The organism is Pseudobacteroides cellulosolvens ATCC 35603 = DSM 2933 (assembly GCF_001262605.1).
In the GTDB taxonomy this organism is placed as follows: Bacteria; Bacillota; Clostridia; order Acetivibrionales; family DSM-2933; genus Pseudobacteroides; species Pseudobacteroides cellulosolvens.
Map to the genome: position 1 here is coordinate 5,629,177 of NZ_LGTC01000001.1, position 24,426 is coordinate 5,653,602.

At 36.2% G+C, this 24,426-nt stretch carries 13 protein-coding genes and 1 pseudogene; 5 read left to right on the plus strand and 9 right to left on the minus strand.

Going from position 1 to position 24,426, the window contains the following annotated elements:
• The first annotated feature begins 46 nt into the window (after positions 1 to 46).
• A complete protein-coding gene (locus Bccel_RS23370; protein ID WP_036935341.1) occupies positions 47 to 691 on the plus strand; it encodes a response regulator in 645 nt (214 codons plus the stop codon).
• A 177-nt stretch (positions 692 to 868) separates the two neighbouring features.
• Here Bccel_RS23370 and Bccel_RS23375 read toward each other — a convergent pair whose 3' ends face one another.
• The 7 genes from Bccel_RS23375 to Bccel_RS23405 all read right to left on the minus strand — a co-directional run bounded on the left by Bccel_RS23375 (position 869) and on the right by Bccel_RS23405 (position 18,916).
• Positions 869 to 1,414, minus strand: coding sequence for a cellulose binding domain-containing protein (locus Bccel_RS23375; protein WP_050753768.1), 546 nt, complete (start codon positions 1,412 to 1,414; stop codon positions 869 to 871).
• Positions 1,411 to 2,769 carry a PA14 domain-containing protein gene (locus tag Bccel_RS23380; protein ID WP_050753769.1) on the minus strand — a complete coding sequence of 453 codons (1,359 nt, stop codon included), beginning with the start codon at positions 2,767 to 2,769 and terminating at the stop codon, positions 1,411 to 1,413. The genes Bccel_RS23375 and Bccel_RS23380 overlap by 4 nt, the downstream gene beginning before the upstream one ends.
• Positions 2,685 to 11,723: an IPT/TIG domain-containing protein gene (locus tag Bccel_RS23385; RefSeq protein WP_036935335.1), complete on the minus strand. Its 9,039-nt coding sequence runs from the start codon at positions 11,721 to 11,723 to the stop codon at positions 2,685 to 2,687. Before Bccel_RS23385 ends, Bccel_RS23380 begins: the two co-directional genes overlap by 85 nt.
• A gap of 36 nt (positions 11,724 to 11,759) precedes the next feature.
• Positions 11,760 to 15,341, minus strand: coding sequence for a M6 family metalloprotease domain-containing protein (locus Bccel_RS23390; protein ID WP_036935332.1), 3,582 nt, complete (start codon positions 15,339 to 15,341; stop codon positions 11,760 to 11,762).
• A gap of 318 nt (positions 15,342 to 15,659) precedes the next feature.
• Complete coding sequence (locus Bccel_RS23395; protein ID WP_036935329.1) at positions 15,660 to 16,334, minus strand: P-loop NTPase family protein; 675 nt, start codon at positions 16,332 to 16,334, stop codon at positions 15,660 to 15,662.
• A gap of 59 nt (positions 16,335 to 16,393) precedes the next feature.
• Entirely contained in the window at positions 16,394 to 17,656 is a 1,263-nt protein-coding gene (locus Bccel_RS23400) for a GGDEF domain-containing protein (RefSeq protein WP_050753770.1), read from the minus strand.
• Positions 17,657 to 17,725: 69 nt separating this feature from the next.
• Positions 17,726 to 18,916: an FIST signal transduction protein gene (locus Bccel_RS23405; protein WP_036935326.1), complete on the minus strand. Its 1,191-nt coding sequence runs from the start codon at positions 18,914 to 18,916 to the stop codon at positions 17,726 to 17,728.
• A gap of 235 nt (positions 18,917 to 19,151) precedes the next feature.
• On the opposite strand from Bccel_RS23405, the gene Bccel_RS23410 reads away from it, so the two are divergent.
• From Bccel_RS23410 to Bccel_RS23420, 4 genes and pseudogenes are all read left to right on the plus strand, one after another.
• Entirely contained in the window at positions 19,152 to 21,278 is a 2,127-nt protein-coding gene (locus Bccel_RS23410) for a dockerin type I domain-containing protein (RefSeq protein ID WP_036935323.1), read from the plus strand.
• A gap of 55 nt (positions 21,279 to 21,333) precedes the next feature.
• Positions 21,334 to 21,672 (plus strand): annotated as a pseudogene (locus Bccel_RS23415) (LamG domain-containing protein); the annotation flags it as partial.
• A gap of 279 nt (positions 21,673 to 21,951) precedes the next feature.
• The gene (locus Bccel_RS32870) at positions 21,952 to 22,095 is read left to right on the plus strand and encodes a hypothetical protein (RefSeq protein WP_476748377.1); all 144 of its coding nucleotides are present in this window, start codon (positions 21,952 to 21,954) and stop codon (positions 22,093 to 22,095) included.
• A gap of 195 nt (positions 22,096 to 22,290) precedes the next feature.
• The gene (locus Bccel_RS23420; protein ID WP_036935317.1) at positions 22,291 to 22,515 is read left to right on the plus strand and encodes a transcriptional coactivator p15/PC4 family protein; all 225 of its coding nucleotides are present in this window, start codon (positions 22,291 to 22,293) and stop codon (positions 22,513 to 22,515) included.
• Positions 22,516 to 22,584: 69 nt separating this feature from the next.
• On the opposite strand, the gene Bccel_RS23425 is transcribed toward Bccel_RS23420, so the two are convergent.
• Positions 22,585 to 23,766: a M20 metallopeptidase family protein gene (locus Bccel_RS23425; RefSeq protein WP_050753771.1), complete on the minus strand. Its 1,182-nt coding sequence runs from the start codon at positions 23,764 to 23,766 to the stop codon at positions 22,585 to 22,587.
• A 62-nt stretch (positions 23,767 to 23,828) separates the two neighbouring features.
• A complete protein-coding gene (locus tag Bccel_RS30460; RefSeq protein WP_154673405.1) occupies positions 23,829 to 23,993 on the minus strand; it encodes a hypothetical protein in 165 nt (54 codons plus the stop codon).
• Positions 23,994 to 24,426 lie beyond the last annotated feature (433 nt).

The following is a 24,426-nucleotide window of genomic DNA, read 5'->3' on the forward strand; positions in this document are numbered from 1 at the left end:
TTTACATAGCTATTCTCTCAAGTTGACGAAAGCAGGTGTATAATATATGATAAAATTGCTGATTTTAGAGAGCCAAAGACTGATCGGCGAGGGTTTCAAGTCCATTGTAGAAAGTAATTGTAGTGGTGAAATTGAAGTTGTGGAACTTGCCACCGATTGCAGTAAGGCTTTTGAATTGTGCAAAAAACATTCCCCTGATATTTTGCTTATGGATTTACAGGCTCAAATACAGGATGCAATCGAGGCAATCAGGCTGGTAAAATCCTTCTTTAATAATATAAAGGTGGTTATTCTTACTACTTTCTATGACTACAATAGTGTATACCAGGCTCTAAAACACGGTGCTGACGGATATTTGTTAAAAGATATTGCTACCGATAATCTTGTTTCCGCAATTAGAAATACTATGCTGGGACTAACTATAATTGATGATAAGGTGTATCGCTTCATTATGGATAACTCTTATATCACACATAGAAATGAAAGATTCCAGTTAACAGAACGGGAGAAAACGGTTTTAGAACTTGTGGCCAATGGAAAGAGCAATAAACTCATTGCATCTGATCTTTGTATAACAGAAGGCAGGGTAAAGAATATTATAACAAGCATTCTTCGTAAGTTGAACCTTTCCGATAGAACCTCATTGGCTGTATTCGCCATGAAAAATGATCTTTTAAAGCAAATAGTTTGATGAACCTTATACTAATGTTATATGGAAATAAAATACTCTAAAAACAAAGCACATCAGTAATTTAATATAACATCCCCAAAAAACAGGGTGAACATAGTTACGGCTATACGTTACTATTTTCACCCTTAAAATCTTAACATGCTATTTATCAATGGTTAAGGCATTACTCATCTATTGTTACGGTTCCTGTCCCCAGATTAATTGATCCTTGTAGTAGCAGGTAATTTTCCCGTTATCCACATAGTTTCCATTACCGGTTGCAATAAATGAATAATCATCAGCTTGATTGTATGTTCCATAATCCTGGCTTGTGACTACAGAATTTATAACCAACGAAGTAGAGGGTGCAAGGATTCCGGCACTTTCCTTAAAGCTTAACTCATAGTAGGAATTGTTTCCTGTTGTATTTACAATGGATGTATTTACATTGGCAGCTCCGCAATCCGCATAATACAAAGTTGCACTTTGGGTTCTTCCAGACTCATTTGTAAAGTAATATCTAATCTTCACCTTTGACAGGTCCACACCTTTTTCATCAATATTTACCAACTTCAAAGCAGGTGCAATCTGATTAGAAGTTAGTGCAGTAGTTTCAGTGGCATACTGGACTTTCATATCTGGTGCAACCTCAGGAATCCCCGTGTTATCCAATATCTCAGGTTCAGTACCCCAAATGAGTTTTTCCTTTGAATAGATTGTCATTTTTGAGTTGGTTATCATCATCTGTGCTGCCTCATCAAAAGTATAGTCGTCACCCTGATGATAATTTGCCAATTGTTACAGTGGAGACCCAATTTCAGATTTATTATACCATCAGGTTCAATAAATCCAACACCTGATTTAAAGCTAATTTCAAGATATTGCTCGGAATTTGCATTGTTTTCATCAACTTTGACAAACTTTGCAATTACATTCGGTGAACCGCAGCTTGCATAATAAAGCTCTGCACTTTGAGGCCTTCCGCTTTCATTTGTAAACCAGTACCTCAGTGTAATATTAGTCAGATCTACCTTTTCCGGTCCAATGTTTGAAATCTCAATGTTTGGAATTATCAATGGAGTTATTGCGTCACCAATCTCGTAATTGTACCTTGCAAATAACATTGCATTTTTGTAATCATCCGACTCTTTGGCAAACACTCGTCCTTTTGGCACAACCTGTCTTGTCTGTTTTGCACTGGACCATTCAAGCTTAACAGAAGCATTACCGGTGTTTTCAAAATATTCAACACATATTTTATGCATCTGTCCTGCTTTCAATACAGCTTTTCCGGTTACTGTCCCAGCTGCCGTTTTGTTTGTCCATGAATCGATAATCAGCTTATCATCGATGTAAAGCCTTGCTCCATCGTCTACAGTAAGATAGAATGTGTATTCTTCCGAATACTTTGGCTGCAACAGACCTTTCCAACGAATTGAGAATGTATCATCTCCTATATCTTCACTAGGTGTACCACTTCCATAATTATAATCGATATTGGGATCTATTCTGGTCATTTTGATGTCTGAAAGCTCTTTGTTCTTAAAGTATTCAGCTATTAATCCAAATCTGTAGTCAATGTAAGGAGCATCCTTGTAAACATCCATTTTCCATTCAGACATATAAAGCTTGCTGCCCTCAACCAGCTTCAACTGATAGTAAACCTCGCTCATGGAAGATAACGGCCCCAAATCAACAGTATATCCACCAGTTACTGCAGTAGCAGTTTTTTCCGACTCTTCTCCATCTATGAATACCTTTACCTTCAAGCTTTGTACAGTGAATGTTTTATCTTCACTCTTAATCGGAGTGGCAATTTTCATCACTACATTTCCACTTGTATTGCGTTCCATGGATGTTTCAAAAGTCATATCCAAAACCGGTATTTTATAGGTAAGGGTGTGTTCATTTGACTCTATGGTGTCAACACCTGTTCCGTAGAGGACTTTAACCTTTATTTCAGTGCCCTCAGTCATGGTTCCGATAGCTGCCGTCCATCTGCCTGACCCAAAAGTCATATCAACTGTTTTAGTAGTTGTGCCAATCTGAACATTGCTTTCACAGAAGAAGGTACAAATCCGTTTTTGGGAATCAGACACAGGCTGACAGGTCCGCTGCCTCCATTGTCGGTAAGATCCAGATCAAATATGGTGCTGTCGTCATCTGCGTCTTTGTAAGATACTCTGTATTCAAACTTGTCAGTGGTAGTTTCCGCATTTGACACAGTATATTTGAACCTGTAGCTGATAATCGATTCATTTGTGAGCATTCCTATCTTGAATTCCCATCTTCCATTGTTTTGAATCATCTGAACGGTATTTTCAGTTCCTCCGCGAATACTGTACAAGAGGCTTACATTTCCCTGTATAGTAACGTTATTGGGTTTAAACCACAGGGATACGCTTCTTCCATTAGTATCTACTCCTCTTGTGTATTCATCAGTTGATTGAGACGGATCTGCTATTAGGACCTTTATCTCTTCCATCACAGAAAAACCTGACTCTGAAGCCGTAATATATGCAACTACAGTCCTCCTTGGTGCATCAGGAGATACCGAAATCCTAAGTTTTTTATCAGTACCTGCAATAATACCGGTATCAACATTTATGCTATCTGATGAACTTGTCAATTCCAATCCGCTTCCTGCACCTTTGACTTCAAAAGGCATGTATGCTGTTTCTCCAGGGTACAGAATTATGCTGGTTTTCTTAGGCACAATCCTTAATGCTTTACCAATTACGTTTATAGTTTTGGTATTTGACTCTACTCCATTGTTTTTGACACTCAATGCACCTGTTGATGCACTGGATGAAATAGCAGCCTTAAGCATTGAACTGCCATAAGAAGTAACTGCAAGGCTCACATTGGTATTATTTCTGCTGGTAAGTATGCTTGCAGTAGGACTTCCGCCAAGACCTTCACCATAAACGGTTATGCTGTCTCCAACACCCACTGTACCAGGTGAAATATAGGATATATATGGTGTGATTGCATTATTTGTTACTGTTATCTTGAGCATTCCAACCTCAATACCCTTCCACATTATCTTAATCTGATGAACCCCTTGGGCAATCTGTGATGTAAGTGTAGCTGTGATCTTTGCCAAGGCATTCATTTCATAAGAAGCTTTGTCAAGGCTTAAGCTTAATCCCTGAGGTAATGTGCCAAATGTAAATGATGCCTTACCGGTATACCCATCCAGAGACTTAACCCCAAAATAGAAGCTGGCAGTACTTGATGGATTGGCATGTCCTGAAAGCTTGTAATCAATAATACCAACCATTGGTTTTACAATATCAAGCTGTTCACCATATGTAGCTTCACTAACTGTGGTTTTTACCTTTATATTGTATTTTCCCCCAGCCAGTCCAGCCGGTACATTGCATTTAATAAATTCTTCCGCTGATTTATTAATATCTGTAAGCTCGGTGGAAGTTCCGCTTTGATTTACCAGATATACCTTTGTACCTTCTATAAACCCTGTTCCATTGATGTCAATATTTCCGCCCGTCATATTGTTTATAGAAAGAGGCAATATGCTGTTTATTGAAAGCGTCGGAATAGTGAGACGAACCTTGAGTATTACTTCCTTATACCCTTCAACATTTGCAGCATCACTTAAACGTATTTTTATGTCATGAACCTTGCCAAACTCTTCACTACTCATTTTTAATGCATTTTCATCAGCAACCAGCCTCAAACCGAAAACTGCCTCACCACTTGCAACCTTGGCATTAGTCTTATCAAGAATTGCTGTTATTACCGGAACGTTAGTACTCTTTCCATCTTGTACCAAAGTAACCTTGGGAACCCCGATCACCTCTGCCCTTACCATATCTCCAGTTGCATATGCAGTAAGCTTTATAACATCAGATTCAGCTTTCGGGAAAGTTCCCCCTACTTCAAGTGCAATTTCAGATGGTGCATTCTGGATATCAACTGAAGTAACAGTAGTAGTTACAGGCAGATCTTCTCCTATGACTACATATTTTACCAGAAGACTTCCTGTACTTCCAATTTCCTGGTATCTGTCATTTTCATCTACAGCAGTTTTATCAATCCTGTATGGTTTTACATAAACCTTAAGCTTGTCTGGAACTTGAGTTACATCAATTACAGGATTACCGCTTGCATCAAGAACAGGGTTACCACTTGCATCAAGCTGTGGTGTGTAAACAAACCTCTTTTTGAATCCCTTAAGATTTATACTCTTTAGTGCACCCAGATTTTGTTTTTCTTCAGAAATCACTTCACCTGCATCCCCAAGATGCTCAATATGCAGCATATAACCATCGTTTAATGCCTCATTGTCATCTTCGAACTCTACAGCCAATCCATAGCCTTTTATTTTATTACCGCTTTCATCCACAGCATATCCATTTTTATCCGAATCATACCTGTAATATGCAAATGGTGATACCGACAATTCCTTCACATGCTCCATTGACTTGCTCTTATTATCAATACTAACAATAAGTCCCGGATATGGATCTGTAGACAAGTATACCGGATTGCCATTTGATCCTTCCCATTCCAATCTTACAAAAACATCATACTGTCCGTCTGGAAGAGATGGAAGATTTACTATGCTGTCAAAGGTGCTTGCCGTAAGAGGAACGTCAACTTCTTTCTCATAGCTGCCATCCTTGCTCTGGAAAACAAGCTTCAATGTGCTGCCATCCTTCATGTTTGTTACAGTTCCATTTACTGATGCCTTGTTTGTTGTCATATCAACACTGATATTTCCAACATTAATTTCCGGTACATAGTTTTTGCATGCGATGAATACTTCTTCCCTGGATATGCCGGAAGCTCTTATCTTCCATTCACCAGCTCCATAGGAATCCAGGTTTGTAACAGCCATAATGAGCTCATTGTTTTCAACATAGTACTCAATATTATCATTTCCAAACTCAAGAATACTTCCATCAGGTGCTATTACCTGCATATCGGGAAGCACTTCTTCAAAGGTCATACCGAAAAGTATACGCTCTCCCTCTGCATTGAATTTATATATGCTTACAGGTCTGCCAATGCTATCGGTTTGTGTTTCAAAGGAATAGTTCCTATCGGCTCCCTCAGCATATAAAATACTGCCTCCTGCATAAGCTGTATCTGCCATGGCCATAGTGCCGAGCATTGCAACTGCATTAAAGCTTCCGCTCCTTGCTGCTGTCCCTCTTTCCTTGATAGGATTGTATATTTTATAATCACTATCCAATACAAGTCCGCCTGTTCCGACAAATGCACTTATACTTCCCAAAAGTTTGACATCGATCCAGCCCTGTACTCCTTTTTTACCGTTCTTGAAAAGCCCAAAATCCACGCCGACACTGCCTAAAGAAAGATTCCATGGCGGAATTGCAGGAAGTATTGTTACTCCCCACTTCTTATACCCTCCATACCATGCACCTTTATTAACCCTTATGGTGCATTTGCCTTCTCCGCTTACCTGCGTCTTCCCCTTGAGACTAAAAACATAGAAATCAACTTTTCCTTCTGCAAATGTCATATTTACTGTTGCTCCTGCTGCAAATATCTTGTTTGCATAAGCAGCTCTTACTTCACCATCAATTACTCCGGATAATACACTTCCATTTCCCTTGAATGCCCACTCAAAGTCTTTGAGCTCAACAAATATATGTGCTTTTGCCTCTAAAAGTTTTCCACCCGATGCATCCTGCACACCTATTCCAAGAGACATCAGCTTCCAGTCACCTGCAAACATGCCCTTGTACTCTTTTGGAAATTCATCAGGCATTGTTCCCCTGTACAATCCTCCGGACAGGTAATGCATCTCCAGCCCTGTGTTTCCCAGTGGAATACCATGTTCAAGCTCAAGCTTAAAGCTGGCTTCCTTAATATTATCCCCAAAGAAGTTACCTGGACGTTTCTGAACAATTAATGTACATCCTACTTCACCCAGACCAGGAATGGCAACACTTCCGCCGCCTCCAAAATATCTGTAGGATTTATTACCATCAACATCCTTTCCAAAACTTACAAAGAGGTCCTTGAGTCCCAATCCTCCAATTTTGAAAGAAGGTAAACCGATTTTAGCCTTATCAAATTCAAAATCACCGGTTGAGTGTAATGTAAGACCTCCTACTTCAACTCCTGCAGATTTAAAGACTGTTAGTTTAACTTTTTCAAACCTTAATACAATTTCATCCAGAGTGGTTATTGCCAGCGAAGGATTCCTCAATAACAGCTCACAACCAGCCACATCATAAACAATATCCTTGTTTATTTTTAAAGCAGCTCCGCCAAGTTCTATTTTTCCATTAAGACCAATGTAGCAATCCTTTAAAGTTAATGATCCCAGACCCTCGGGAAGTATAAGTTCGGCTTCTTTGAACTCTACCTTGTTGGTAGTAATTGAAAGATCCGATACTTTAAGTTTGAATCCTCCTATTTTAAATTCAAGATTTCCCGAATATGATGCATCAATTTCGACTTTGGGTATATCCGGATAATAATTAAGTTTCAGATTAACTGTGATACTATTATTATCAGCATTAACTTTTATATATCCCCCAAAGCCTAATAAAACTGAATCCCCGGTGTTGCTGAAACTCAAACTGTTTATTGAGCCTGTTACAACATCACCAAAAAGATTTATCTGCTTTGAATTTGGCAGTGACATATCACATTTTACAATTTTACCGTTAATCATTTCGAACTCATTGATATTAAAAGTCACACCCTCCAAAGACTTCAACCTTGATACACTTGTACTTTTTAATGTAAATGTTGCAGGTTGACCATTATTACCTGCTATTGTAGCCTTAATTGTTTTTCCGCTTTTTATATAGCTTATGGTCAAATTGCCATTGAATTCATAATCATTGGATTTGGTAAGACTAGACTTAAATGGAACAGTAATGCTGAAATCATTGACATTTCCGCTGTCATCAAAGCTCAGGTTGTTGACTGTGTATTTACCAAGCCCGGTTATGGCAGCTTGAACATCAGTAGCCCCAATGCTAAAACCGCCATTACTGTATGAGATGGTAATACTGCCAATATCTACTCTGAGCATATCTGATACAGTTATATTTTGATTGGTTGTCGATAAAGTGAACTCTTCTATACCACCGTTTTCATTTATCGAAAGATCTGCAAGCTTGAATTTAATTGATTTACCTTGCAAATTCACATCTAAAACAGCATTGTATAATTGTACCGAAATCTTACCATCCACATACGCAATGTTTGCCAATGCTTTTCCACCTGCAACCTCAGGTTTTTCAGCTTTCAGTTTGAAGCTTCCTATGCCAACTCCTGTTACATCAATGTCATATGCATAAAAACTGATATTTCCTTCATCATCAATGCTAAACTTGATGTTCTCAGTGGCTCTTCCTCCAAGTGATTCTGGAAGCACTATGCCGCCTGAAACCTCGAACATAATTCTGCCATCAATTTTTTCAAAATTCATTATGGTTCCCTGAGTAAATTTCATACCGCAAATAAGGGTCTTACCTGAAACATCCATACCCTTTATTCCGCTTGTACCATATACCTTGAACTTTTTAATGGCATCTATTACATCGAAAAAGTCCTTTGAAAATGATGCATCAAAGTTGTATTGGTCATTAGCCATTCTTGTTATGGGGAATTTCTGCCCAAGTTTAAACCTTCCACCATTTACGTCAAAATCGTCTTTTGATATGGCAAGCTCCTCAAAGGATATCTCTGCCACTTCCTTTAATCCTGCGTAAAACTGTGCTCCATTTATGGTATTGAGGTACACGCAATAATCATAAAGTACTCCTGAACTAAACCTGTATTCCAATATACCTCTGACAAACAATACATCCAAAATGGTTGTATCAATATTGACCTCAATGCTTTCATCATTGATTTTAATACCATTTACTGAGAAATATGCTGCTTCTCCAAGAGAAAAATCCATGAAATTGTCGGTTTCAAAAAATGTATTTCCAGTTGCAGGTTTTAATGTACCATCTGAATTTATCAGAACGCCATCATTAACGGTATATGTCTTATCGCTAATGCTTATGGTTGTTCTTCCTGCCTTTAAACCTGATTCATTGCAGCTTAGTCCCTCAAAGGATACTCCACCTGCATCATATGGAAAATTAATATTAACAGTATCTGTTGAATTAAAAACTGGGTATATCTTGCCATCAGCACTCAAACCTACAGTAACTTCCGGCAGAGACAAACCATCCTCCTGTGGTCCAAACGGCAATACGAGACTGATGTTTTCAAACTTGATGCTTCCATTTGGATTTGAGGAAATATCGTAGTCAAGTATCATTTTGGATGTATCACCGCAATTGAATGTAAATTCTCCAATTTTGGCCCCACCATTGATATTGATATCCATGTTTATTGACTGAACCACTCCTCCAAGCATCTCAATGGATACATCCTCAATTTCCATACTTCCCACAAGAGAAAGATCTGATGGCATGCTTACTATCTTAAATGTGCTGAGAATAGCTTCTTCAGTGGACTCATTATATCTGCCTGTTATCTGTACCCCTTTTATGTTTTGGTTGACTTTCACAACCCTCTGTCTTCCGGTTATACCACTCATTGCAAAGGATACAACACTGGTATATGCAGAATTGCCCGCCATGTCACGGACTTCCAACTGTACTTTGTACTCTTTGGTCGGATCAAGTCCCTTTATTGTATAAGTTCCTTGATGTGAAGAAGGTGCCGGATAAAGGTTGTTAATATATTTCCATTCATTACCTGCTGTTTTCCATTGATCTACCGGTGCAATCCTGTAATTAATGAGATCAATACCTGATACAGGGTCCATTACATCCCAGGACAAATCCACCGAATTGGTTTCTGGATGAAGTGTAAGGGTTAAATCTTCAGTGCCGTTAAATGTAGGTTCTTCAGAATCAACATTAACCACTCTTCCTATACTGCCTACGTTTCCAGCATTGTCTTTTGCAAATACGTAAAGGTAGTTGGTACCACCTGGAAGCATAATGCTTGATGGGAGAAAAATTTGTCCCCTGACGCTTAATGGTGTAACATTGCTTAATGTATCAAATTGGCCTTCCTTTACTTTTACATCATCCTCAGACAACTGGGAGCTACTTATAAAATATTTGTAATTGGGGTTTCCTGTATTTTCAGTAATTGTCCATCCAATTCCCGAATTACCAGATGAAATCCATTTACCTAAATTTGTTTCATTCCATTCCATAAATGGTGCCCTGGTGTCAACTCTGAAGTAGAAAATTGCCGGGCTGCTTAACAGGCCGTTCTTACTCTTTGTTTGTACCTGAACCTTATAAAATTCAGCTTTATCATTATCTTCAAAAATGACATCACTGATCTTGGTATATACCCTTTCATAAGATGACCCACTCTTTACAGTGGTAATTTTCCCTGACTCCAAAAACTCAGTAGATACACCTGAATTAAGTGAATATTTGCTTATTGAATACTCAATTGAAGAAACAGAGTTCATGTTCTGACTATCCGGAATTGTTACTTTGAACTCAAACTGTTGCTTATTCCCTGCCATATCTGACTTTGGAATCAACGCACCATTCACCTTTGATGCAGCCTCTGGATGGCTCAAACTGGTAACTATCGGTGTTTCAGGAGCATCTGTATCAAATACCACACTCATCTTTTGCATATCGCTGTAATTATTTGCATTATCGGCTGCAAAGTAATAGATATCATAAGACTTGCCTTTTGATAAAGTACTTACTTCCAGATCTGCAGTATCACTTCCTTCAAATTCCACTACACCTGCATTGGGATCTGACTTTTTAACAGCTTCAATGATCTGCTCCTGTGTTGGAGCGGGGTTTGCAGAATTGGAATCACTCCTTATGAGATACAATTTCCCCAGACCCGATAAATTGTCAGTTCCTGTTACCCTGAGTTTTATTTTATCCGAAAGGGACAGGTAAACTCCGTCATCGCTTTTGATATCAACCAATGTATCATCAGACACATTATAAAACTCAGATTTATCTATACTTGGCTTTGTTGCATCAAATTTGATTTGAAAATCCTGGGTGGCACTGTTTCCGGCATTGTCCACCACATAGACAGCAATTGTTTTTATGCCGTCCCCACTAACTGTGATTGGTTCAGTGTAAAACGGAATTTTAACATAACAGTTATTTACCGTGTCGCGATCAGGCATACCTGCCATTTTTGCCGTTTCCCATTTTGTAATTTCTCCGCTTTCATTTCTTAGGGAGTAGACAATATTAGCGTCTCTTATACCTGATTTGCATGCACCGACTTCCAATACATCAAATCTGAATCTATCACCGTTTTTTCTGAACATATCGAGTTCATCACTTTTGACATTAATGGCCGGAACGGTCCTATCCACTTTAATAACATGGGTAAACGTTTTGATCTGAGTATAAGAGTATTTTACCGCAACTGTAAATTTGTGATATCCTTCTTCCAATGGCTCACTCATGTTAAAGGTCTCAGGATAAAACCTTTTCGCATTACCGTCATTATAACTCTTTATCACCTTTGAGGTTGGAACGCTTGACTCTATAAGTTCATGTGTGACATCTATGTAATTAATGCTTTTGCGAATTGTATTTTTCCCTATGTACAAGGTTGCGTTATCACTGCTGTTTATATATCCTGAAGGCTTGATACTTACCTCGGGAATTTTCCCTGTATAATTAAACGAAATCTTGTATGTTTTTACTGTGTTACTGCTATATGTTACTTTTATTTCAGATGTATATTTGTCTTCCCCCGGCTCAAAATCAAACAAAGCTTTTTGTATATATCCACCTGATTGACTGTTGCTAAGATTGATGCCTATAAATGCCGGTGCACTACCTGATGTTTTATACGTCCTAATCCCTATGCTTTTAAAATCAATGGGATCACCTTTTATTTTTGCATATAGGGCACCTTTAACATAGCTGCCATCAGTAACAGATATCTCTGTTCCCATACTGTAGACACATATGCTGATATCGTCTGCTGCAAAAGCTGTATTACAGACCCCAAAACACAGACTAAGCATAATGCACAGCATTAATCCTGTTAGAATTTTTCGCATTCAATTCATCTCCTTTTCCTATCTTGTATAGACTGCTTACTTGATATAGAAATTGTTGGCCAAATCAAAAAACTTCAACAACAGCTTTTCTCCGTTCTGGTCCGCCTGCTTCTTGATATTGGCAGCATTAACCATAGCCGGTACATCAAGCCATTCGTTAAAATATGAACTCCTCAGCTCAGGTTGGAACTGTGTTGTATATAACACATGGTTACTTACAGGTTCATTGCCATACATCTGGAAATGTGTTCTTTCTGTTACACCCACTATAGAATGATTCGCCATGGAAGATTTGGCCTGCAAAGCAGGTTCCAGTCCATAAGAGGCATAAGGAACAATTGAAGCCGGTAACATATCCGGTAATTCATCATAATGGTTTTGGGCAAAATAGTATGATTTATTTGTATTTCCAGGTGCCAAAAATGCCTTAAGAAGAGGATCATTCTTATGACCGGCAATATTCATTTCTATGGGGAATATGCCTACTTCTCCACGCCTTGGATTAGGTATTTTAGGATTTACCTTTATAACTTTATCATCCTTGTCTTTTTCCAATTCATCTTCAATAGTAACAGCAGTATCTCCATCTTTCTCCATATGGTTTATAGATTTAAATTTGCTCAGACCATCAAGATACATGCTGTTAAGTAATTGGTGGCAACCGCCCGTTCCAAAGAAAGGTACTCTGGTAATTGTAATATTATTGGCAATCATTTTCTTTAAATTATTAAACTTGCTTTCTTCCGTGGTGTCCGGAAAGTATTCATACCATTCCTTAAATTTGTATCCACCATACGCACACAAAACATGTGGATCCTTAAACATTTCAGGATATGTGTCATTGATCCACCAGTCATCTACATAAAGCTGTACCGTCTTCCATTTTGAAGCAATTTCCTTTAGGCCATTTAAATACGGAGTATGATCAAGAACCATTTCTCCTTTTTCATTCCTGTGATTTATAGGATCAATAGTAATATAAACAATAACATTTCTTTTTGGCTTTTCAGAAAGCCCCTTCATTGCCTTTGGAAAAGCATCATAAAGAGATGTGATATTTCCTGTCACACTTCCACTGTTCCAATCATAGGAAATACATTTTCCTTGTTTGATAAAAAATGTTTTACCAAGATCGCTTCCTTGTCCATCTGCTGCTGCATCAATTCCCTTACCAAAAAGCTCCGGCAGTCCAAGTTCACTGATATTTTTCGCACTGCCCACAGAATGAGTATTCCAATCATATGCTATAAACTGATTGCCTTTAAAGAAAAGTGTTTTACCCTCATATGCTCCTTTTCCATTAACAGCAGCATCAACACCGCTGCTAAAAGGTGCCGGCAATTTCCATTTATACCCTATAGCGCCTCTTGTATCTGAATATGAAGTAACCCTCTCTGTTACAAAATCATAAGTTACATAACGATCGCCCTTTATAAAGAATGCAGAGTTGTAGAACCCTCCTCCACCTTGAAAGGCTGTGTCGAAATCTATGAAGTCCTTTGGAAGGTGCCAAACAAATGTAGGAAGTGACCCTTTGTCCTCAAACTCCTTTGTAGCCCAGTTATATCTTCTGAATTTATCCCACTGGAAGAAAAAGGACTTTCCGGCATATTTCCCGCCACCTGATACAACTGCTCGTATAAGCTTGTTTTCACATGGTGTAATATACCATTTATGGCTGTATTGTATTGTCGCAGCACTCGAAGTAAATATAACATTTCCATTTCTAACAATTATAAATGGTATTTTTGGTGCTTTGGCAACCTGCTTTTTTACAACCATCTTATCCCCGTCAAATGTCAAAAACATGTTATTTTTCTTGTTTACTATTTTATAGCTGTCATCCTCCTTAACCAAATACCACTTTTCTCGATCATCAACAACTGCCGAATCAGCAATGCTCATGATTTCCTCTCCTTCGTTACCCATTAAAACCCCGATAATCTCATTTGTTGATGCATTCCTTATTTTATAATATCCATCTCCAGTTGCTACAAAAAACCACTTTTGACTCAAACTATCATTATCTTCGTTTAAATAAACTGAATTAGGGTCAGTTGTATTCTCATCCTCCAAAACATCGGGTAGCATTTTATTGATAATTTTGAATTCATACATTTCACCCCATTGTGCATCTAGTTCTGGAACAGGATTTGACCCGATTTGAATATCAATCCACATGTCCGGTTTACTATCATTCATATTGGTTATGGTTATTTTTTTATCAGATGAAGGGATTGACCCAGATGTAAAGTAAGTCTTGGTTTGGCTGCTAAAGTAGTGCTCGCCGCTATAAAAAGTCTGGCCATCAAGCTCCTTTAATCCCAATCTGTTTTGATTTGACTGTACAAGCTCAACAGCTCTGTACCATTTACTATTATTTGGAGCTATTGATGAATTGTACTGACTGGGATTTACACACCAAATTGCTATACCGGGTTTTGTACTGAATTTATTTATTCCAGCATCAAATCCGGTAAGCTGTTTGTTTTCAATGAAATAACATTTATTAGTTCCGGGTATGTTGATTTTAATAACACTATATTCATTGTTAGGGGAATCAAAGGAAGAAACCAGATATTTACCCGAAATTTTGGCCTCAATGGGATTCACAAAATTAAGCTTGGTCTTACTGTAAGGATCAAGGTGTGCTGGACGCTCACCCCTATCAATATGTCTATTCGCAATGAATTCCTCCATTGTTACAGCTCCATTTTCATTTCCACTACTCATAAGTGTGTGCCATCCGGTAGCTGCCAGTTCGTTGCTATTTTTATTTGTATTATACAGATCAGGCAGTCCCAGCAAATGACCAATCTCGTGGCATGCCGTACCAATTCCTGCTATTTTTTCTTTTGTAGCAGTAGTTATAGCCCCAGTTTTTGAATCAGTTACTGAAACCTGATAAGCTTTTTTTTCAGCTATTCCTGCTGCATAGTTTATGTTGATTTTATAGGATTTTGAACTTCCTGCAGTTTTATAATTATCAGTAAGATATAAATCAGCAAAAGCCCAGGCCCTTTGAACAGGTGTTTTGTCATAATGATAATTGATTTCAAATCCTGCAGAAACAACAACTATAGTTAACTCATTCCTGTCAATGGATTTGTTTTTGTTTTTATCATATTGGGAAAAATCGACAACCTTTGTACCTGAATTGTCGCCCATTTGCTTAATTGTATTGAGTGCCTTTTTAATAACCGATCTTACACCTTCAGAATCATCTAAGATTTTATCATCAGTCTTTCCAGTGTATGGATGATTCATATCCAAATCCAAAGTAATTATTCCATCATTTGCAACACCTTCATTTTCTTTTGCAGGATTGAAATAAAACTTGCCCTCTGAGTTTTCCTTGTAGTAGTCGTTAACTGAAGGAAAATATAGCTCCATTTTCCTGTCTTCATCATATACTGACTCATTCATGCCAAAAAATCTTTTCTTCCACTGTTCCAAAGTGGTGTCCATTTTTGTGTCCTTAAAATTTACCAATACCACAAGAAGGTCCTGTGGTTGCCTGGGTTCCCATGAATCAGCAGCATGCACATTAATGAAACTAAATGAAGCAATTGCAGTAACAATTACTATCAGCATAAAAAGCCTGCTTAAAAATTTCACATAAACTCCCCCTTTTGTTAAATTTGTTATATTTTCTTATGTGATTTAAAATATCATTACAAATCGTTCACCCCCAGTATAAAGCATATTTTTTGCAAATCCTGTATTCTTATTGAAAACAAGGTACTTACTGGTGATTCTACCTTTTATCATATAAAAATACAGCAAAAAAAACAGAGTGAAAATAGTCACGGTCATACCCGTTACTTTTTTCACCCCTACGGCTTCAGATGCTGATTTATTGCATTTTAATCATGATTGATAAAACTCAGTTTAAATTTGATTTTCATTATTAAAATAAGCATATCCTGCTTTTGCCTAAAGATAGAGAAATTCCCTGACTTTGTCCTCACATTTTTCAAAGTCAAAATCAGAATTATCTATTTGTAATTTTTTATAAGGATACGTCAAAAATAATCTATCTTCAATAGTCTGCCTTTCACTAAAGTATTTAACCATTCCATCAAACCCTTTCAGGCATTTTTCTTTACCATATGGAGAATTACAAATATATTTGATTACAAAGTCTCCCCATTCCCTTGGCCTTGAGTTATAGACTCTGCTGATTGTTAAATATACATCATTTTGCCTAAGATAAATTAAATATGGGTTACATATATGAAATATTTTGTAAAGTCTTTTATAAAAGTATCTAATAGTTTTAAAATTCTCATTTAAAAGTAGTATAAATGCATTTAGGGGAGTTTGCATCAGACTGGAATCAAAAATAGAAATATTATCACTATTCACTAAATTAGTTATATGCTCCTGCCACTTTGCATAGTTTAATTGCCTGTATCTATATAAACTTGATTGTTTATCTTCATTAAGCCATACATCATCCTCACCACATATAGGATGATTTTCTGCCCATTCGAAATATGTATTGTGATCAATATTATGCTGAGTCAATAGATTTGATATGAAATCTGTTATTGTGCTCTTTCCTGATCCAGATATTCCTTCAATAAATATTAATTTCGTATCAAGCATAAGTTTTTACCTGCCGAAAGCATATTGTATATTAAATATATATATGAAGTACAGTATCCTTATATTAATCTGGGCTCCAATTTCGTTTCGTGTTTTTTCTTTCTTTTTTCAGAATAAAGCTTTTCATCAGCTATTTGAATTAATTCTTCAAAAGTTTTTATCTGGAAAAGCTCTGTATTGAAACAGGCATATCCGATACTAATAGATAAATTATATTCTTTACCTGAGCTCTGGTTAAATTCTTTAAAATGACATTCCAGGCGGTTTTTAATTTCAAAAACAGATTTCTCAGTGTTATTTGTAAGGAGTATAACATATTCATCCCCTCCAAACCTGCTGATTACATCGGACTTACGAAAAGTCTTTTTAAGTAGTTCCGCTGTTTGTTTGATTGCATAATCTCCTTCCTTATGGCCAAAAGTATCATTTATTTTTTTCAAGCCATCCAGATCGCAATAAACTATAAGTAATGTTTCCTTGTTTTCCTTTGCTGATTTAAATTGCTTTTTTCCTATGACAAGAAAACCTCTCCTGTTGTATAGGCCTGTTAATTCGTCATTCATAGAATTGAAATGCAGCTTTTTGTTCAATTTCTGCAGCTCTTTCAATGCATTATTCAAGTCTTTTGTTCGTTCTTCCACAGTTTTTTCAAGCAGCTCTCTTTCTCTCATCAATTCCTGGTAATGATAAATATTATTTAATGCATTCATAGCAAAACTGACTAAATTTCCAACACTAATAATAACTAAATCATTATCTGTTATATCTGAGAAAAATTCATTATTTTCAGGATTGCCTACGATTAAGAAATACTTCGGCATAGCTTCATCTTTTATGTCAAGATTAAAAATTACAAAATTATCCATTCCAAACGCTTTAGCAAATTCAGCACAAGAATAGTTGGAGCAATAAAATCTTTCATCATTAATAGTTAAATGGCAGAACATATTTTTAATAAAGCTTAACTCATACTTATCACTGAATTCATCAGGACTTTTGTCAAAATCGCCGCCCTTATTGATAATAGTATAATCATTGTTTTTACTTCCCATAATAATATAGGATCCATAATTTAATTTCTCTAGTATAAATAATCCCATCTGATAAAACAATTCTTCTATATCTAATATATTAGTAAATTTCTTTCCTATGGAATACAATGATTTATAAAGCTCAATTTGATTGTCAAGATATATTTGGGTATTATAAAGCTTATACTCCGTCTTGACGAGGAGCTTAACCTGATCCGCCAATTTATTATTTTCTTCTTTTAGTTTTAATATTTCAGTTTCAGAAGTTATGTACTTTTCGTATTCCTTCACGTCTATTCCCCTTTTATAACATATATAAGCTTTATAATTATTAATTATTTGGCAGCATTAAGTTAATAATCAGCAAAAGGCAGCAACAATTACTGTAAAGTTGTGGTAATAATTTTTCATTCCAACTGGTCCAATTTCTCCTGTACAATAAAGTCCTATCCATGGAATTTTCTCATCAACAAATGATTGTAATTTTTTTTGAAGATTAATTTTTTCCTCTGCTCTTAAGACTTTTCCTCTTCCGGCACAATCTATTTGAAGAACAAACTTTGGTTTTTTCCCATTTAATTTTGTTCTTAAATTATTCGCCATTAATTCTGCATATGGCAATAATTTCTCTGGATTCCTGCTAATCATCCATATTTTTGTCCCTTCTTTTAATTCCGTTGCTATCTTGGCTGAACCTTCATTAAAATCTACTACCGGCATTGCCCTTATAATGTATTCATCAAAATTTTCACAAAGCTCGCTAGGTGCTTTAAGTCCTATACACAAACATCTCACACCCAATTTATGCCAGTTCTCTATATCCTCTTCAGGTATATATTCTTTTAAAACCTCAGTAACTTTCATATTATCAATTTCATAAATCTTATTATTTTCGGATTTTGTTATCTCTCTTTCATTTCCTATAGGAATGCAACCATGTGTTATTTCGGAAAATACATTTAAATCACCGTTCATTACTGCACAAACAACGCTATCGGTCAATACTTCATTGTTATAATATTGATATGTCCTTTTAAACTGCCAATTGTCTGCTGAAAGCCCTCCAAATATAGGGATAAACTTATCTGATTTTAATTTGCTTTCAAACGCGTTGGAAAATCTTTCGTAGTTTATTGATAAATTATCAATAAATAGCCATATACTTGAGGTTTTATCATTTATATATTTTTGTATTTTATCTGCCAAATTGCTTCCTGCAACAGCACAATCCTCCTTAAGATTTGATATTTTTTCAACATTAAAATCGATCTCATCTGATTTAATAACCATTACAACAAGAGAATTATTTGAATCATTTATAAAGTCATATGAAATAACTCCAACTCCTGAACAGCCTATAAGGCATTTTGTACCTGTTATTTCATTAACTGTATTTAATATTTCTTTCTGGTCATATCCAACTGTTGAAAACAAAATTACAAAATCACAGGATTCTATATTTGCCGACTTTAATGCTTCATATGCAGCTTCCTTAGCAGCTTCTAGGCCGAACCTTTTACTACTGTATCCTACTCCTGTATAAGTCGCCATTTTTACGTCCTCCTTAATTAGTTTTTATTTTATTTATCGGAAAATATATGCAATTTGTTAAGACCTTTCTTGTACATTTGTTTACACATCTCATTATTATTGAGAGAATTGGAATAATTCTAACAATTTTTCAATTTTTAATGGAAATTTTATTTTTATCAGTTATAATTTATAGGTGATTTATATCAGAAATAAACATTACAACTAATTATTTACAACAGAAGGAATGACTAATATGAAAAAAATGAAATTAGCAGTTTGTGCAGTAACTGCATCAATGCTCCTGGGTGCAGGTTTTCTCTCTTCCAAGGCAGCTTCCGAATTACCAGATAGGGTGGATAACAGTACACTTCCTTGTTTTCCCCCGATTATTGACCAAGGCAATGCATCTTCATGTCAGAGTATATCCACTACATATTACATGATGACTCATATGACAGGATTAAAAAGAAACCTGGATGCAAAAAACAATGAAGCAAGCAGGCTTTCCCCAATGTGGACATTTAACTTTTTAAATAAAGGATGTAATGAATTCGGATCATTTAGCCAATTTGCTTTACGTATTTTATATCACCATGGTGCACCTTCTTTGACTCAATTACCCTATAAAGATGATATTAAATCCTCAAGTGGGTGGCCTTATGATGCAAATACATGGCTAAATGCAATTAAAAACAGAATTGATCAATACGGTACCATTTCTATAGGAAGCACTGGAGATGAGACACCTGTAAAGAATACAGATGATATTACAGAGCTTAAGAACTATCTCAGTAAAGGTTATATATTTTCTTTCGATTGCAGTTCATTGGGCGGATGGCAGTTTAAAGATATAGAAGATAATCCTGCTACTATTGCTGATAACTTAAGATCACCAATTGGTAAAAAAATTGCATATGCTGTTACCGGAACAGGTGAAAGCGGAGGACATGTCATGACTTTAGTCGGTTATGATGATAATGTGTGGACTGATATAAACGGCAATGGAGATGTAGACAATGGTGAAAAAGGGGCTCTCAAGATCGCTAATTCCTGGGGAGATGGTCAGACTGTACATGAATTTACCAATGGAGACGGCGGCTTTATTTGGTTGGCTTATGATGCACTCAACAGAATTTCAGCAGTAGACGGTGCTCAAAATTTTGCAGGCAGGCAATATGCTTTTAACGGAAACGGGTATCACTATAAAAATATACTCTATTGGCTTACAGCAAAAAAATATTATACACCGGACCTCATCGGCAAGTTCACAATTAATGACAACAGAAGATGTGACCTTATAGTTTCTTTAGGATACTCCGATTTAAACTCATCAGTTCCAACCAATGAATTTCAATTTGCAATATTCGATGAAGGTAAAGATGTATTATTCACTTCGGACATTACATCTTTTTTTGATAGAGCAGGATGGATGAATTTTAATGGTGTTTTCAATAAATATACAGATGGCACATTTTACTTTGACTTTAATGATTTGATAAAAAAATATAGTCTTGCAGATGGAAAACTTAGAAGATGGTATCTGATAGTTAAAGATACTGGAATAGAAAAAGCATCTACAATTAAAAATTTTGAGCTCCTTGGCCACTCATTAAATGTAATAGCTGCTACCGGACCAATTAACAAGATTATTAAATCTACCGATGCCAATCCTTTGTACCTTGATGCTGCCGTAAAGCCTATGGAGTCACCTAAAAATCTTAAAGTATATTTCAAAGGACAGCATATTAACTTCACTTGGGATAAAGTTGACATTGAATGTGAATATGAAGTTAGTGTAAACAATGGACCTTTTATTGAAGTTGGCTCTAATAATTTTTATACACATATGGCTAGTCCCCAAAATAAAAACTATACATTTAAGGTAAGAGCTGTTAATCCAACAAGCGGCAGAACAAGTTCGGAGTCTCCAGCTTTAACTGTAAAATCCATATTAAGGGGAGATGTTAACGGTGATGGTTCAATCGACAATAATGACCATATTTTGCTATATTCTTCTGTAAATAATCCGGAAACTACTTCAATGAGCTTCAATCAAAAGGCTGCTGCAGATATAAATGGAGATAGTATGATTGATGAGAATGATGTTTCATACTTAAAGAAATTTTTATCAGGAACTTTTACTATGTTACCATCATCAGTAAAATTAATCAATTGCGGAGATATTAACCAAGATGGTGCTATAGATAATAGTGATTTTAATTTATTATATTCTCACATATATGATGTGGAAAGCACTCCACTAAACATTATTCAAGAAGTTGCATCAGATTTAAATGGGGATGGAAGAATTGTCCTAACTGATGCATCTATTATAAAAAAATATACAACAGGGAGTATGAATAAACTTCCAATTGAATAGGCGATGGATATTGTATTTTACCATCCTTATTTAGGACACAGCTGCACAGAGTTTTTCCATCTCAGCATGGATCTACATACCAACAACAGCCAATAAGTGGCAGGGTGTTATTACAAAAGGAACAAACACTAATAAATGGTATGGATTGTGGATTTCGTCGGATAACAAATGGGTATACGGGGGAAATGGTTCCAATATAACAGGGTCATCTGTAAAACCTAATCAATGGCAGCATATTGCATTGGTTCAAAACGGATATTCAAAAAAGAGATATTTATACAATGGAGAAAACACATCAATGCTTATGTTCGGGGGTGCCCAGTCTGTCAGCGAATATTTCTCCGGTAGAATAGATGAAGTAATAATATATAACTATTCTTTATCAACCAGCTGAATAGTCATCTTAAGCAAAAAACCTACTTCTGTAAATGTATTACCATATTCCCAGTAGCCATATGACAATCTCTGTTGGGCTACCTGTGCATCAATGGTGACCTCGTATTTTAAAGATGACTATGTTGACAGAAAGCTTAATTATGCAAAATTCTGGTTTCCAAGCCCTTTATATCCTTCTTTCAATCAACCAGGTACTGATATTCAAATTAGTGCATCTATCTTTGCCGATACGGGTATAGTGGGAAAATCAACCTATTCCTGATTATCCTTTAATGACATAATGGCAGCTATTGATGCCGGCAAACCAATTATTGCTTTTATTGACTGGAATGGAGCACATATAGGGCATTTTCTAGTAATCCGCGTATACAGATGTCAAACTTCTCCATATATAAGAGAAATAGAAATAAACGATCCATGAGATGGTAAAGTTTATACTTATGATTATGATTATTTCTTATCAAATATAATTTCAAACTGGTCTGCTAGTATAAGGTTTTAATTATATTATTAATCAATTTCCAAACGAATAGGTAATCTAATTTTTCCAAACACTATTCCAAAAGGAAAATACCCTTGGTATAATGGTATAAATTACAATAACGGAGGTATTATAATGGCAGACTTTTGGGATAAGGAAGAATTGATTGGCAAACTAGGCAAAAACAGCCGTGAGGAAATTCAAATAAAGGTTGTCGAGAAAAAGGACAAAAAATATATTGACATTAGAACATTCTGGTTTGATAGCAATGCCGATGAATTCAAACCTAGTCAAAAAGGGGTTGCAATACCATATGACAGCCTTGATGATTTAAAGAACCTAATTAACTCCATCGGATAAAAATCACAGAGTGATTTTTCAACCTTGATGTTGTCGTGTGAAATTGTGGTGTGAATACACCATAATTTCCTAGGCATTAATAAAATCAAACGCAAACTGAGACATGATCTCAACGCCTATTTTTATGCAGTTTTCATCCAGGTTAAATTTGCTGCTGTGTAGATTAATCACTTCACTATTCATTTGGCTCCTGCAGCCCAAGTGAAAGTATGTGCCTGACACCACCTTGGAATAATAGGAGAAATCCTCAGCAAGCATGGAAGGTTCTTGGTTTGTAATTATATTTTTTGCATTAATAATTTTTTCAGCAGAACCTATAAATCTATCTACTAAAAGATCATCATTTATTACAGGAGGATATCCATCATTGGCCTGGAATTTGTATAGTGCCCCGGCCTTTTGGGTTTCCTCCTTCAATATCTCTTCCATACTATCCTTAATATATTTACATATATCTGCATCAAAAGTTCTAATGGTACCCTTCAAAGTAACACTATCAGGAATAATATTGAAAGCACTTCCGGCATTAAAGCATGTAACAGTCAAAATTGCCTGTTTCAAGGAATTGTGGTTTGGTTTTACAATATTCCTAAACCTATCTACTATAGCCGCCCCAATGGTTATGGGATTTACAGCATTCTCCGGCTGAGCCGCATGGCCGCTCTTTCCGACTATCTCAATCTCAAATTCAGATGGTGACGCCATTACAGGTCCTTTTCTGACAGATATAAAGCCTGTGTTGATCAGCGGGCTCACATGAGCTCCAATTATAGCATCAACTTTGGGATTATCCAATACTCCTTCATTTACCATAACTTCTGCTCCTCCGAGCCCCTCTTCCGCTGGTTGGAATATCAGCTTGACATTGCCGTTCAAAAAATCCCTAAGCCTCACTAAAACATGTGCTGCTCCCAGTACAATTGCCGTATGCCCATCATGACCGCAGGCATGCATTTTCCCCACATTTCTTGAAACAAATTCAAACATGTTTTCTTCCTTAATTGGAAGTGCATCAATATCTGCTCTTATGGCAACCGTCTTTCCATTATCTTTCCCGTTAATAGTTGCAGCAAGGCCTGTTCCGGCAAACCCATAAACATCAAGCCCTAATTCTTCAAGAAAAGATCTTATGAGCCCGGAGGTCTTTATCTCATTAAACCCCAACTCAGGATATTTATGAATTTCCCTTCTTATTGAGACCAACCTATCGAAAACCTCTTCTGAATAACTTTTAATTTTATCTGTCAGCAATTTTATCACCCATTTATTATAAAATAATTGCTTAATTCAGTATAACAAATGCAATGAAAAAATCAAATATAAATTTCCAAGATATCAATGCTAGGAACCTTAGTCTCTTTTTCCTGATAATATACGCATTCGGGGTTTGTAGAAATTGACGACATAGTGGTGTTCTCGAGGTTGCACATTCCATCTGCCTGATAAATACAGTTTAATGAACAGTTGATAGTAGTCATAATAACACCTCCAAAAATATTGTTTCGGTTTTATTATGATAATATACAAACTCCATGCTTCATAATTTTTCCTAAAAGTTTCATTTCATATTTTAATCACACCTTAATATGCTATAATCTTTGCCATTTTCTCCGTTTACGGCAAATAAGCCGATATAGTAAAAGTACTATATCGGGACCATAATTCCATGGCTATAAAAAAACATGAAACATTTTGATATTTTTACATAATATATATTAGAATTGACTTCCGACTACTTACCTCTTTGATAAATATTGGCCCTTCATTTTTAACAAAGAATGGAAAAAGTGTTTTCTGGACTTCCTGAACATTAACAAAATCTCTTGGGATTTTGTCAACTTTGATGGTTGTCCTGAGAAATTGCGGTGTAATATACACCATAATTCTCCAGACATCAAAAAAGCTTGTTTA